The organism is Micromonospora pisi (assembly GCF_003633685.1).
GTDB lineage: Bacteria > Actinomycetota > Actinomycetes > Mycobacteriales > Micromonosporaceae > Micromonospora_G > Micromonospora_G pisi.
Window position 1 is genome coordinate 8,560,364 of record NZ_RBKT01000001.1, and the last position, 14,934, is coordinate 8,575,297.

The 14,934-nt window shown below is 69.1% G+C and carries 6 protein-coding genes; 4 read left to right on the top strand and 2 right to left on the bottom strand.

Annotated features, from left to right (window positions below; translation table 11 throughout):
* Window positions 1-75 precede the first annotated feature (75 nt).
* The 3 genes from BDK92_RS37340 to BDK92_RS37350 all read left to right on the top strand — a co-directional run bounded on the left by BDK92_RS37340 (window position 76) and on the right by BDK92_RS37350 (window position 11,049).
* Window positions 76-8,583, top strand: coding sequence for a right-handed parallel beta-helix repeat-containing protein (locus tag BDK92_RS37340; protein WP_246017615.1), 8,508 nt, complete (start codon window positions 76-78; stop codon window positions 8,581-8,583).
* A 347-nt stretch (window positions 8,584-8,930) separates the two neighbouring features.
* A complete protein-coding gene (locus BDK92_RS37345; protein WP_170208834.1) occupies window positions 8,931-10,409 on the top strand; it encodes a sensor histidine kinase in 1,479 nt (492 codons plus the stop codon).
* Window positions 10,387-11,049 carry a response regulator transcription factor gene (locus tag BDK92_RS37350; RefSeq protein ID WP_121161117.1) on the top strand — a complete coding sequence of 221 codons (663 nt, stop codon included), beginning with the start codon at window positions 10,387-10,389 and terminating at the stop codon, window positions 11,047-11,049. The genes BDK92_RS37345 and BDK92_RS37350 overlap by 23 nt, the downstream gene beginning before the upstream one ends.
* A gap of 189 nt (window positions 11,050-11,238) precedes the next feature.
* On the opposite strand, the gene BDK92_RS37355 is transcribed toward BDK92_RS37350, so the two are convergent.
* On the bottom strand, window positions 11,239-12,762 hold the full coding sequence (locus BDK92_RS37355) for a purple acid phosphatase family protein (protein ID WP_121161119.1): 1,524 nt from the start codon (window positions 12,760-12,762) through the stop codon (window positions 11,239-11,241).
* A gap of 211 nt (window positions 12,763-12,973) precedes the next feature.
* On the opposite strand from BDK92_RS37355, the gene BDK92_RS37360 reads away from it, so the two are divergent.
* Window positions 12,974-14,059 (top strand): DUF2293 domain-containing protein, encoded by a 1,086-nt coding sequence (locus BDK92_RS37360; protein WP_121161121.1) that lies wholly within the window; start codon window positions 12,974-12,976, stop codon window positions 14,057-14,059.
* 147 nt (window positions 14,060-14,206) lie between these two features.
* Here the strand turns inward: BDK92_RS37360 and BDK92_RS37365 are convergent, their stop codons facing one another.
* A complete protein-coding gene (locus BDK92_RS37365; RefSeq protein WP_121161123.1) occupies window positions 14,207-14,848 on the bottom strand; it encodes a TetR/AcrR family transcriptional regulator in 642 nt (213 codons plus the stop codon).
* Between the last annotated feature and the right edge of the window lie 86 nt (window positions 14,849-14,934).

Below are 14,934 nucleotides of genomic sequence, written 5' to 3' on the forward strand. Positions count from 1 at the left end.
CGGAGATCCGGTGGTAGACCCAGACGTCGACGGATCCTGGTCTCGATCATCGGGGTAGCTTCCCTGTTGGCCACGATGGTGGCCGTCCAGCCCGCCTGGGCGGTCACCTTCACCGTCAACAGCACCGCCGACGCGGTCGACATCAACGTTGGTAACGGCATCTGCCGGACCAGCGCCAACACCTGCACGCTGCGCGCCGCGATCCAGGAGGCAAACGCGACGCTGTCCGGCGACACGATCCAGGTGCCGGCCGGCACCTACCAGATCACCCGGACACCGGCCGGTGACAACGGCGACGACACCGGTGACCTCGACATCGTCAGTCCACTGACCATCATCGGTGCCGGCGCCGCCGGCACCATCGTGGACGGCGGGCAGCCGCCGGCCGGTTCCCCGGCCGAGCGCCGTGGCCTGGACCGACTGCTCGAGATCTACGACACCGCCGGCAACGTCACGGTCTCCGGGGTCACCCTGCGCGAGGGGTACGACTCGGAGCAGGGCGGCGCCGTACTCAGTCTCTCCTCCGGCGTGGTGCGCCTACAGGGCGTCTCGGTGCTGGACAGCTACGCCGGGGTCTCCGGCGGCGGCATCGACCTCGACGGCGAGGGCCGGGTCGAGATCACCGGCTCGACCATCAAGGGGAACGCGACCGGTGGCGACGGCGGTGGCATCTCCAACCAGCACGAGGTCGAGCTGGCGGTGACCGACACCGCGCTGACCGAGAACACCGCCGGCGCCGACGGCGGCGGGCTCAGCAGCGTTTCCAAGACCCGGCTCACCGTCACCCGGGGCACCGTTTCCGGAAACGCCGCGCACGGCAGTGGTGGCGGCATTCTCGCCGACTCCGAGCGGGCGTCGACCGTCCGCAACACCGTCTTCACCGGTAACACCGCCGGTGACCCGGTCTCCGGTGACGGCGGCGGCGGTGGCCTCTACCTGGGCGGTAGTGGTGGCGGCACGGTCACCGGCGCCTCGTTCACCGAGAATGACGCCATCTCCGAGGGCGGCGGTCTCGCCATCCACTCGGGTGGTGCGGTCACCGTCAGCGACAGCGTGGTCCGGGACAACACGACCAAGGCCGGCGGCGGCGGTGTGGAGAACGGCGGCCAGCGGGTCACCCTGACCCGGCTCACCGTCACCGGCAACACCGCGACCGCCGACGGCGGTGGGATCGAGAGCCAGGGCAGTGGTGCCCTCGCCGTCATCGACACCACGGTCAGCCAGAACACCGCCGAGCACGGTGGCGGCTTCGCCAACGTCGCCGACGGCACCCTCCAGATCACCGGCTCCACGTTCTGGGACAACCGGGCCCGGCAGTACGGCGGCGGCATCTACAACGCCAGCGACGCCGAGGCCCTGATCGAGAACACCACCTCGTCGGGGAACGTGGCCCAGGTCGCCGGCGGTGGTCTCTACACCGACGCGGACGCCGGCCTGCGGGTGGTCAACGTGACCATCAACCGCAACGTCGCCCCGCACGGCGCAGGCATCGGCGACGAGCCCGGCGGCTCGGTCAACTATCCGGTCGAGCCCAGCCAGTCGGTGATCCTGCGCAACACCATCGTGGCCGGCAACCTCCACAGCCCGGAGTGCAGCTTCGCGGTCGGCTCCGAGGGCGGCAACCTGGACAGCGCCGACTCCTGCCATCTGCGCGGCAGCCGGGACCGGTCGAACGCGGGCGAACCGAGGATCGACGCGATCGCCGACAACGGCGGTCCGACCATGACACACGCGATCCAGGACGACAGCTTCGCCCTGGACGGCGGTGTCGCCCCTTGCGTGACCGTCGACCAGCGCGGCGTCACCCGGCCGAAGAACACCACCTGCGACATCGGCGCACTCGAACACGAGGGACCGTTCCCGGCGGCCGACCTGACCCCACCGGAGACCTCGGTGGCCAGCGGGCCGACCTTCGCGGCCGAGCGGGCCACCTTCACCTTCGCCGGCACCGACAACGCCACCCCGGTGGCGGAACTTCTGTACGAGTGCCGGGTGCTCACCAACGACCCGACCGAGCCGCCGGACCCGCCGGACCCGACCGAACCACCGGACCCGGAGTTCATGTTCCTCGGCTGCCCGAACCCGTACGAACTGCTCGACATCGAACTGGGCGAGAACACCCTCGAGGTACGGGCGATCGACCGGGCCGGCAACGTCGACCCGACCCCGGCGGTTCATGTCTTCACCGGTGGTGACGACATCACGCCGCCGGAGACGATCTTCGCCAGCACCCCGCCGAACCCGAGCGCGGGCCGTACCGCGGTCTTCTCGTTCCTCGGCACCGACGACCTGACCCCGACCAACCTGCTCGCGTTCGAGTGCCGGATAGACAGCACCGACGAGCTGGCCTGGCTGGAGTGCGCCAGCCCGTGGAGCTTCTCCAACCTCACCACCGGCTCGCACACCGTGCAGGTACGCGCGATCGACGAGGGTGACAACGTCGACCCGACACCTGCGACGTACACCTGGACGGTCGGCTCGCCGGCCGACTGCGACACCTCGAACGTGATCCTGGGCGCGAACGCCGACTCCTGGGTCGACGAGTCGAACACGCTGGAGAACTTCGGCATCGCCGAGGGGCTCAGCGTCCGGTCCAGGGCGCCCGGCGAGGACGCCCGTACGCTGGTCCGGTTCCCGCTGCCGACCGACGTACCGGCCGCCTGTGAACTGACCGGGGCGACCCTGCGGTTGCACGCCGACGGCGAGGTCGGTCGGACGCTGGAGGCGGTCCCGGTCGGCGCCGCCTGGTCGGAGACGCAGGTCACCTGGGCAAACCAGCCTGGCACCGTCGGCACCGCGGCGACCACCGGCTCCGGTGCCGGGTTCCGTGAGTGGAACGTGACCGGCCAGGTCGCGGCGATGCTCGGCGGGGCGCCGAACCACGGCTTCCTGATCCGGGACTCGGCGGAGGAGGGCGAGGGCGCCGACTCCTCGTTCGCCTCCCGCAACACGGTCGCCGAACCACCGCAGGTGCCGCAACTGGTGCTCCGGTTCGACGGCCCGGGGGCACCCCAGCCACCGGCGCCGCCGGCCCCGGTGGCGACCACGGTCACCTGTGGTCAGGTGCTCACCCAGAGCACCAAGCTGCTCAACGACCTGACCAACTGCCCGCTCGACGGGCTGGTGGTCGGGGCACCGAACATCGAGATCGACCTGAACGGGCACACCGTCGACGGGCCGGGTTACTTCCCCGGCCAGCCGGGTTCGCCGATCGAGCTGCCCGAACTGGGCGGACCGGCCGGCGTACGCAACGTGGGCTTCCAGAACGTCGTCGTCACCGGCGGCACCGTGCAGCAGTTCGCCTACGGGATCACGGCCATGGCGGGCACCCGGTTCAACCTCTTCGAGGGGCTGACCGTACGGGAGAACGCGGTCGCCGGAATCGAGTTGTCCAACGCCGACGACGGCCGCAACGCCAACCAGGTACGCGGTAACGCCTTCGACGGCAACGAGATCGGTGTCGCACTCGTCGCCGGCTCGGAGAACAGCGTGCTGGCGGAGAACACCTTCGCCGGCAACCTCGGGGTGGCCCTCTGGATGCAGGACGCCAGCGGCCACCTGATCGAGGAGAACACGGTCAGCGGGGTGACCGCCGACCCGACCATCGGCAGCGACGGTGGCTTCCTGCTCGAGGACTCCCGCGACAACCGTCTGATCGGCAACACCCTGGCCGACACCGGCGACGGCGGGATCATCATCACCGAGGGGTCGCACCGCACCCGGGTCGAGGGCAACACGATGACCCGGACCGGCGACGCCGGGGTGACGGTGGATGACTCCGACGGGATCCAGGTGATCGGTAACGTCTCCCACCTGGCGGCGGACTCCGGCATCGGACTCGGCGGGTCGAGCAACAGTGTGGTCCGGGACAACGACGTCCGGTACAACCCGGGTGGGGTGGAGCTGGAGGGCTCCAGCGACAACCTGATCGAGCACAACGACGCCAGCTTCTCCGGTGGCGCCGGTATCTCGGTCGGACCCGGCTCGCTGCGCAACCGGGTGCTGGACAACGTGATCCACGGCTCGTCCGGTGGCGGTATCGCGGTCGAGGGCGCGGCGGTGGACCCCGAAGGTGTGCCGCTGGGAGCCAACGTCGTGGAACGTAACGAGGTGATCGGTAACCAGGGCGACGGCATCTCGGTGCCGGAGGCCGGGCACCGGTTGGCCGACAACGTGGCGCACCACAACGCCGGCTTCGGCATCGACGCGGCGGCGGAGGGCACCATCGACGGCGGCGGCAACGTCGCCGGTGGCAACGGGGAGCCGGAGCAGTGCCGTGGCGTGGTCTGCGGGACGGGCACCCCGGCCCAGCCGCCGGCGCCGGACCTGACCGGGCCGGACACCGTACTCACCTCGACGCCGCCGAATCCGAGCAGCAGCCTCGGCAGCATCCACTTCGGGTTCACCGGTACGGACAACCAGGCGCCGCCGACCGCACTGCGTTTCCAGTGCCGGTTGGACCCGCCGCCGGACCCGCCCGCACCGGAGCCGGACCCGGGTGACCCGCCGCAGCCGCCGGATGTCGACAACTGGGTCGAGTGCGTCAGCCTGACCAGCTACCACTTCCTGTTCGCCGGGGTGCACCGGTTCGAGGTGCGCGCGATCGACCCGTCGGACAACGTGGATCTGACTCCGGCGACGTACACCTGGACCGTCGCGGCGGTGCCGCCCGGCCCGGATCCGACCCCGCCGAACACGACCATCTTCTCCACGCCGGACCAGGCGAGCACCAGCCCGGTCGCCGTCTTCGGCTTCCGGGGCAGTGACAACGCCTCGCCCGGCCCGAACCTCGGTTACCAGTGCCGGCTGGACGGGGCGGCGTTCGGGCCGTGCCTGAGCCCGAAGACGTACTCCGGATTGGCGCTGGGCCCGCACACCTTCGAGGCGCGCGCGGTGGACCTGGCCGGCAACGTCGATCCGATGCCGGCCTCGTACACCTGGAGCATCTCGGCGGCACCGGCGGACAGCACGCCGCCGGACACCACCGTCGACGGTGGCCCCGACGCCACCACGGTCAACACGGACGCGAGCTTCACCTTCTCGGCGAGTGAGGCGAACTCCACGTTCGAGTGCTCGTTGGACGGCTCGGCGTTCGCCGCGTGTACGTCGCCGCAGGTCCACGTCGGGCTCTGGGCGACCGATCACGAGTTCCGGGTACGAGCCACCGACCCGGCCGGGAACACCGATCCGACTCCGGCGGCCCACGCCTGGACGATCCGTCCGGCACCGGTGCCGACGCAGGTGAGCTGCGGCCAGACGCTCACCCAGAGCGCGCTGCTGACGAACAACCTGACCAACTGCTCCGGTGACGGGCTGGTGGTCGGCGCGGCCGGCATCACGATCGACCTGAACGGCTTCGGGATCGACGGTATCGGGCAGGGGGTCGGCGTCCGGAACAACGGGCACGACCAGGTGACCGTCACCAACGGCACGATCGGCGGGTTCGACTTCGGCCTGCAGTTGAACGCCGGCACCTTCGGCAACATCATCTCCGGCCTGACGCTGACCCAGAACCAGGAGGCGGGCATCCAACTCGCCGACGCGGACAACGGCAGCGCGGGCAACCTGCTCCGGGGCAACGAGTTGACCGGGAACGCCGCCGGCGTCCTGTTGACCGGCGGCACCCAGGGCACGCTGATGCTGGACAACACGATCAGCGGCAGCGCGCTGGAGGGCATCCACCTGGTGGGTGCCAGCGGCAACCGGATCGAGGCGAACCGGGTCAGCGGATCCAGTGGCACGGGCCTGTGGCTGGAGGGGTCGAGCAACAACACGGTGGTGGGCAACACCATCCTCGACAACTCCGACGCGGCGGCGACCCTGGAAGCGGCGTCGAACGGCAACCGGTTGGAGGGCAACGAGCTGACCGAGAGCGAATCCGGCATCGCCATCCTCGAATCCAGTGGCAACGATGTCATCGCCAACATCGTCACGAACCACAGTGACGCCGGGATCGGCATGGAGGCGGCGCAGAACAACGTGTTGCGGGGCAACGACGTGCGGTTCAACAGCAGCGGCATCGAGCTGCACGAGTCGTCCGGAAACCGGATCGAGTCCAACGACGCCAGTGACTCGTCGTCGAGTGGCATCGGGCTCGGCTCGGGATCGCTGAACAACGTGCTCACGTTGAACACGGCCAGTGGCAACTCCGCGGAGGGGATCTCGGTCGAGGCGGAGGTGCTGCCGGGGAGCAACGAGCCGGGCAACATCATCGACCGGAACATCGCCGGCAACAACAGCAGCGACGGCATCTCCGTCAACAAGGCCGGTCACCGGATCTCGGCCAACACCGCCAACAACAACGGTGGCTGGGGCATCTACGCGGAGACCGGCAACGTCGACGGCGGCGGCAACCGGGCCACCGGCAACACCGAGCCGGCGCAGTGCTACCAGATCTCCTGCGACGGTTCGGCCCCGACACCGCCGGAGGTCGCACCACCGGACACGTTGATCGTCGACGAGCCGGCGAACCCGAGCAACAGCACCTCGGCGAGCTTCACGTTCACCGGGATCGACGACAACACGTCGCTGTTCGATCTCGGGTTCGAGTGCCGTCTGGACAGCACCAGCCCAACCGCCTGGGTGGAGTGCGAGAACCCGCAGACGTACGGCAACCTGGCCGCCGGCACGCACACCTTCGAGGTACGGGCGGTGGACCTGTCCGACAAGGTCGACCCGACGCCGGCCACGTACACCTGGGTGGTGGCGCTCTCGCCGCCCGGCGTGCCGCCGGTGAGCACGATCAGCGCCGGGCCGACGGCCCAGACGGCCGCGCGCACCGCGCTGTTCACCTTCTTCGCCAACGAGACGGACGCCACGTTCGAGTGCTCGCTGGACGGGGCGGTGTTCGCCGACTGCGTGTCGCCGGTGTTCTACGAGGATCTGCTTCCGGGCACGCACGAGTTCCAGGTCCGGGCGCGGGACGCGGAGGGCAACGTCGAGCCGACGCCGGCCACCCGGGCCTGGACGATCACCGGTCCGCCGGTGGTCACCCTGGTGGTCGCACCGGCGGTGGAGGATCCGAGTACGACGGCCACGTTCGCCTTCGTGGCGAACGAGCCGGTGGTCCGGTTCGAGTGCTCGCTCGACCTGGCCGCCTTCACCACCTGCGCCTCTCCGGCGGAGTTCGCCAACCTGGCCATCGGTGACCACTACCTGCGGGTACGTGCGGTGGACCTGGACGGCGTCACCTCGGGCGAGGACGAGTGGGCCGAGCACGAGTGGGCGGTCGTCCCGGGTCCGGACGCCACCCCGCCGGAAACGGTGCTGGGCACCGGGCCGGCGAACCCGAGCCCGGTCGGTACGGCGAGCTTCACCTTCTCCGGTAGTGACAACGTCACCGCGCCGGCTGGTCTGCTCTTCGAATGCCGCCTCGACAGCCAGAACGAGGCCGATTTCGTGGAGTGTGTGAGCCCGCACGGCTATCCGAACCTGGATCTGCCGGACCAGTTGGCGCCGGGGCCGCATGTGTTCGAGGTGCGTGCGGTGGACCAGGAGGACAACGTCGATCTCACCCCGGCGAGCTTCGCGTGGACGGTGGCCGGTACGCCGACGGCACCGCAGACCACCATCGCGACGGCGCCGGATCTCAGCACGGTGAGCACGACCGCGACCTTCACCTTCAGCTCCAGCCAGCCGGGCTCGACTTATCAGTGCGCGCTGGACGGAACGGCGTTCGTGCCGTGCACGTCACCTCATACGATCAACAACCTCGCCGTTGGTGATCACCAGTTCGAGGTGCGGGCGACCAACGGCAGTGGTGCCGGGGACCAGACCCCGGCGGTCTTCGAATGGACGGTGGAGCCACCACCGGACACGACCGCGCCGGAGACGTCGATCGGCAGCACCCCGCCGGCGGCGACGACCAGCCCGACCGCGGCGTTCACCTTCACCGCGACCGAGCCGGGCTCGACCTTCGAGTGTTCGCTCGACGCGGCGGCGTTCGGGGTGTGTGTATCCCCGGTGAACTACACCGGGCTGGCGGCCGGGACCCACCAGTTCCGGGTGCGGGGGATCGACGCGGCCGGCAACGTGGACACCAGCCCGGCGACCTTCTCCTGGACGGTTTCCGTGCCGCCGAGCTGTGCCTCACCGGGTTCGGTGACGCTCGGGGCGAACGCGGACAGTTGGGTGTTGCAGTCCTCCTCGTCGAGCAACTACGGCCAGGATTCGGCGATCAAGGTGGACAGCAAGTCGGGCAACAACGCCCGGGTGGTGGTCCGGTTCAACCTGCCGGCCATCCCGTCGGGCTGCCAGGTGGTCGACGCGAGGTTGCGGCTGTACTCCGGGTCGTACAAGACGGGCCGGACACTGCAGGCGATTCCGCTCGCGGCTGCCTGGTCGGAGGCGAACATCCGGTGGAACAACCAGCCGGCCACCACCGGTACGGCGGCCACCACGGCGTCCGGCAACGGCTACCGCGAGTGGGCGGTGGCCGGTCAGGTGGGTGGCATGTACTCGGCCGGGAACTTCGGGTTCCTGATCCGCGACAGCGTCGAGAACGCGGGCGGGATGGAACAGGCGTTCAACAGCAGAGAGAAGGGAAGTGACAACCCACCCCGGCTGGTGATCACCTTCGGCTGACGCCGGCTGGTTGAAGGCGGGCCGGGCGTTCCGACGCCGGCCGGCTGGCCGGGGCCGCCCCCTCCGACTGATCGGAGGGGGCGGCTCGCTGTGCCTGATCGGGTTGACGCAGGTGGCCCAGAACATGAACCCGACATGAATAACAGATGTACGAGAATTGTATATTGGGTAAGAGGGGATAGCCGGAACGGCTATTTCGCGGGAGAGTGCCGGCCGAGTTGGTCAAGCCATTCGAAGAGTCCCGATATCTCCACAAGGGACGTACGATGCGTTAGGGCGTCGATACGCAGTGATTGGCCGTCGTGCCCGCCGGATCTGCCGGGATGCTTTGTGGAGGAGATTGTTCGATGCTGGGTCGCTCCGGCTGGTCCCGCGCCGCCAGGAGTATCCATACGCGAATCCTGCTGTCGTATATCGGATTGATCGTCCTCTCCGGTGGGCTCTGCGCGGTCGCTATTCACGAGGTGCTGGTAATCCGATTGGAGAGCCGGATCACCGAGGCGGTGCAGCAGGAGTTCCAGGAAATCAACCGGCTGACCACCGACGGCCGCGACCCCCGTACCGGCGCGCCCTTCACCTCCGTACAAGCCGTTTTCGACGTCTACTTCCGGCGCAACGTACCCAGTCACGAGGAGGCCGTGCTCGCCTTCGCGGACGGCCGGCTGCACCATGCCGCGCTGGGCAGGTTTCCGATCGACCAACTGCCGCACGACACCATGCAGTCCTTCGCCACCTCGGTACGGTCGTACTCGCTCGCCGACGGCCGACCGCCGATCGACCGCTTCGACACCGCGCGCGGCGAGGCGTACTACGGCATCCTGCCGGTGCGGGTCGGCGGCAGCAGTGGCGCCTTCGTGGTGACGATCCTGCCGGTGACCCAGCGCCAGGAGATCGCCGACCTCCAGACGTACGGCGCCGCCGCGGTGCTCGGCGTCGTGGTGCTCGCCTCCGGCTGTGCCTGGCTGGTCACCGGCCGGGTGCTCGGGCCGGTACGGCAGCTCACCGAGACCGCCCGGCTGATCTCGCAGTCCGACCTGACCCACCGAATCCCGGTCGGCCGGCAGCGGGAGGCCGCCGAGATGGCGCTCACCTTCAACGCGATGCTCGACCGGCTGGAGGCGGTCTTTCGACGGGAACGCGAATTCATCCTCGACGCGAGTCACGAACTGCGGGGACCGCTCACCATCTCGCTGGGCAACCTCACCATGCTCGACCCCGAGGACAGCGATCGTCCGCAGTGGCGGTCGACAATCGCGTTGGTCACCGATGAACTGGAGCGGATGGGGCGGATCGTCGGCGATCTGCAACTGCTGGCCGACGTCGCCCACCCCCAGTTCCTACAACCGGAACGCATCGACCTTGAACTGTTCGTCGCGGAGCTGGCCGTGAAGCTGAGTGCGCTCGCGCCCCGACACTGGCACGTCGACGACCTCGGCGCCGGCATCGTGGTCGCCGACCGGCACCGGCTCACCGAGGCGGTGATCAACCTGGCTGACAACGCGGTACGCCACACCGAGGACAGCGGAACCGTCGCCCTCGGCGCGAACGTCACCGGCACCGAATTCCGGCTCTGGGTACGCGACACCGGCTGCGGCGTTCCCCTCGACGACCAGCCGCACATCTTCGACCGATTCCGCCGGGGCGACCAGGCACACCTGCGTTACCCGGGCTCCGGACTGGGCCTGTCCATCGTCCGGGCGATCGCCGAGGCGCACGGCGGACGGGCCGAACTGGTCAGCCGGCCCGGCGCCGGCGCCACCTTCACCCTGGTGATACCCCGGCAGACGAGAGAGGGCTGGCACCTTGGCCAGGATTCTGATTGCTGAGGACGACGCGCAGATCGCGTCCTTCCTGAAGAAGGGCCTACAGGCCAACGGTTGGCAGACCGTGCACGTCACCGACGGCGAGCAGGCCGAACAGTTCGGCCTGAGCGACGACTTCAACCTGCTCATCCTCGACATCGGACTACCCGTGCGCAGTGGCCTGGAGGTGCTGCGGTCACTGCGCGCCCACGGCAACAAACTCCCGGTGCTGATCCTCACCGGCCGGGCCCGGATACACGACGTGGTCGACTGCCTGGACGCCGGCGCCGACGACTACATGAGCAAACCGTTCCGGTTCGAGGAGTTGCTGGCGCGGGTCCGGGCCCGACTGCGCGACGTCGGCTCCGACGAGCCACGGGTGCTTGTCGCCGGACCGGTACGCGTGGACCTCTGGTCGCGCCGGGTCACCGTGTCCGGCCGGGACGTGACCCTCACCGGGCGCGAGTTCGCCCTCCTGGAGGCCCTGATCCGGAACGCGGGGCGGGTGCTCAGCCGGGAGCAGTTGCTCTCCCATGCCTGGGGCTACGACTTCGACCCGAGCACCAACCTGGTCAATGTCTACGTCAGCACGCTGCGCAAGAAACTCGGCGAAGACGTGATCGAGACCCTCCGCGGCTTCGGCTACCGCCTCCGTACCTCGTGAAAGAGACATCCCAGAGGAGGTTGCCGGCCCGGTGTGACCATGACGGCGGCCCGACCCCGCCGGCTGAGTCTCGAACGACTGCTGACGGGCGCCGCTGAAGCCGACCCGCCCCAGCCAGAGGCCGGGGCGGGATGCCTGTGCGTGAGGTCCGGCCGGCTCGCGGTCCGAGTCTCGTTCAGGGCACAGCCGCTACTTTCCGCCGTGGGGGTGGCTCGGGTGCTCGTGGTCCGGACGGTGGCTCGGGCGCTTGAGGTTCGACAGATCCCGCGCGACCACGGTGTTGCGGTCGGCGACAGCGGCACCGAGTGCGAACTGCGGCCAGTACCCCATGATTTCCTGCCGGCTGCGCTCGCTCCAACGGCGAGCGAGTTCGCTGCGCGACTTGTAGAAGTTCAACGCGTAACCGCCGGTGTGGAGCCGTAGCACGGAGAAACCGCCGGGATACTCCTTGGCCGCCGCGACCTCCTGCAGCGTGACCTTCGGCGCGATCGGGCTGATCGTGCGCTTGTTGCGGTGGGTGTGGCCCGCGTGGTGCAGGAACACGCCGGGTGTTTTGGCGTAGTCGTTCAGGATGGTCGTCGCCTGGTCCGCCTGGAGCGAACTGCCCGCGGTGATGGGGAACGCGGAGTCCTGCATGACCAGGGGATGGTGGCCGAACACCAGCGTGGGCTGATCGGCGTGGGTGGCCAGTTCGTGACGGAACCAGGCAAGCTGATCGGTCGAGAGTGCTCCCGCGTCGCCCCCGTTACCCGGCTTGTCGTAGGTGTCGAGACCGATGACGCGCAGACCGGAGAGGTCCTTGGAGAAGTACGTCAGCTTGTTACGCGAGAAGAATCCGTCATGGAAGCAGTCGTTGCCCTGCCACTGGCCGGCCCGGCAGCCCGAGTACGGGTCACCCGTGTGCGCCCGGTCGTGGTTGCCGCGGGTGACGAAGTAGTCGCTGCCGTACTCGCCGAAGCCGTCGAGCAGCTGTCCGGCGCGGCTGAGGTCGACCGGGCTGGCTTCGGAGGAGATGTCCCCGGCGGCCAGCAGGTAGGTCGGGTTGTGCCGCCGCACGTCCTCGACCAGGGACCGGAGCATGACCTCCGGGTACGGCGGAAGTCCCGGTTCCTGGGTGATGCCGATGTACTGTGGCTGTCCTCCGACGAGCCCGGCCTGGGTTTCACCCATGTGCAGGTCGTTGCAGAGCACCATCGAGAACAGGTACCGGCCTCTCGGCGGCTGCGGGGTGGTGAACGAGAACGGCCCCTCTGTGCCGAGCCCGTACGTCGAGGTGCCGACGGCGTTGCCGCTGATCAGCGTGAACGGGGTCGGTGACGCGGCCTTGCCCTGGGATCGGGCCTGGTAGTAGTAGGTCTGTCCGGGTTCGAGCCCCGTGAGTTCCACATAGTGGTAGGCCGTGTGGGAGCTGATTCCCCGCGCGACGCGGTTCAGGCGCGAGGGATGGGTGCCGTAGACGACCTCGCCGTCCGCGGGAGCGGGCACCATACGTCCCAGGCCGTCATCGGTGCCCGGTACACCGGTGTACCAGGTGATGACGGCGTGGTCCTCGGCCAGGGTCACGAGTTCCAGGTTGACCGGCAGGATGTCTCCGGGCCGGCCCTGACCCGCTGCTGCGGCGCTGACGGGGTTGGCAAGGACTAGCGGACCGGCGGCGGCGGCGAGTGCGGACCAACGCAGCAGGTCACGACGGGTGAAATCACAAGCAGGCATGCCCGGAACCTAGGCAGCACGAACAACAAGATCATTGGCGTGGCCTGACCGGGAGGTGTCCACAGGAGGAAGAGTCGTGGCGACAAATCGGTGCAGATTGGTCTCGGCGAGGTGGCCAGGCGTAGCCCATGCGGGGATTCGGATCGTGCCGCTCCCGGACACATCGATACCACGGGTCGCCGGGTCCGGCGGCTGGCTATCCTGCCAGATCGTGGCTACCACCCCGACCCCGCCTCGTGACCGGCCGGCCGGCTCCAAGCTGGAGCGGCGCGTCGTCGCCGCAGCGCAGGCAGCTCTGACCCGCCACCGGTACGTCACGCCGCTGGCCCTGCTCAGTGCGCTCGGTTGGCTTCCCGGCGACGTGGTCGACCGGTGGCGCCAGGGCCGCATCCCGGAGTTGGAGCGGGGCGCGGCGGTGTCCCCGTCGCGGCTACTCGAGGCGCTGGAGATCTTCGTCCGTTGGGCCCGGGTCGAGGGGCTGAGCCCGGGTGAGGTCGACTATCTGGCCGCAACCCGGGACCGGCGTCCGTTGCGCTTCACCACCGGCGGCGATCCGGAGGTCGAGCGGGCGTACCGGACGCACTGGACCTCGGCCGCGATGTCCGAGTCCGCACGGGCGCGGCTGGTCCAGCGGCAGAGCGCCCCGCCTGACCTGGTGGTGCATGCGGCGGTCACCCCGTGGACCTGTGTCGAGTGCGGGGACACGGGTGACCTGCTGGTTTTCGAGGACCCGCAGACTCTCTGCCTGACCTGCGCCGACCTGGACCATCTGGTCTTCCTGCCGGCCGGGGACGCGACGATGACCCGACGGGCCAAGAAGGCCAGCACCCTCTCCGCCGTGGTGTTGCGGTTCAACCGGACGCGCAAACGGTACGACCGGTTGGGGTTGTTGGTGGAGCCGGCGGGGCTGGACTACGCCGAGCGGCAGTGTCTGGGTGACGAGGCGGCGCGGTTGCGCCGCCGTGAGCGAGACCGGGAGCGTCGGGCTGATCAGGATGTGGCGTTGATGGCTCGGATGGCGGAGGAGATCCTTCGGCTCTTTCCGGGCTGTCCGGCGCCCCGGGCCGAGGCGATCGCCGGGCACACCGGGCTGCGCGGCAGTGGCCGGGTCGGGCGCTCCGCGGCCGGCCGCGCCGTGGACCAGGACGCGATGACCCGCGCGGTGATCGCCTCGATCCGACACGAGGACACCGGGTACGACCACCTGCTGATGGCTGGCGTCCCGCGCGCCGAGGCGCGAGAGCGCATCCGGACCGACATCGATCGTGTCCTCGCCGCCTGGCGCTCCGGCCCCTGACAGCTGCCGGGCTGTCTCGTGCCGCGGCGGCTGTCCGCGAGGTCGAGCTGGGCGATTATCCTGCGCGTACCACCAGTCGGCTACGGCGCACATCGAGTCCCGTGTTCATCAATCTGGGTTGTCGCACCTGCTTTGTGAGCTGCGAGATCAGCTTGGGGAACGTTCACCGTGGTGAGCCGGGCGGCGGTAGACGCCGTACCACCAGGTCAGTGCAAGTTCGCGGGCGAACGCACCGTCGGCGTGAGGATCTCCGGCGGTGACGTGGTCGACGAGGGCCCGTTCGCCGCCCATGACCACCAACCGGGTAGCGCTCACCGGGTCCAGATCGGCGGGGGTGCGGCCCGCGTCCTGCTCCGCGCGGAGCACCGCGATCGTCCAGTCCGTGAACTGGTTGAGTTCCTGACTCCAGAAGTCACGCACGGTGGCGTCGTAGGTGGCGACCTCGGTGAGTGCCCGTCGTACCGCGGCGTGTTCCCGATAGACCTTCACTACCTGCAAGAAGGCGTCCGCGAGACGTTCGACGCCCTCCGATGGCTTCCATGCCGAGGTGACGTCGAAGGACGAGGTCATGAGCTCGGTCGCCAGTCGCACGAGCAGGTCGATCTTGTCGCGGAAGTGGCTGTAGAAGGTCGAGCGGGCGACGCCGGCCTCGGTGCAGACCTGTTGCACGCCGAGCTCGGTGAAGTTCGCACCGTTGACCAGGAGGCGCTGCGTCGCGGCCAGGATGTCCGTTTCGGCCGAGGTGGGCCGGCCGACATTCGCGGTGCGTCGTCGAGTGATCGAAGGCATGTCCGGGTCCTAGGTAGTAGCTCGGTAGCGCACGTCACATTACACCTCGTCCGGACAGCGTGTAGCGTAATTTCCGGACACGGTGT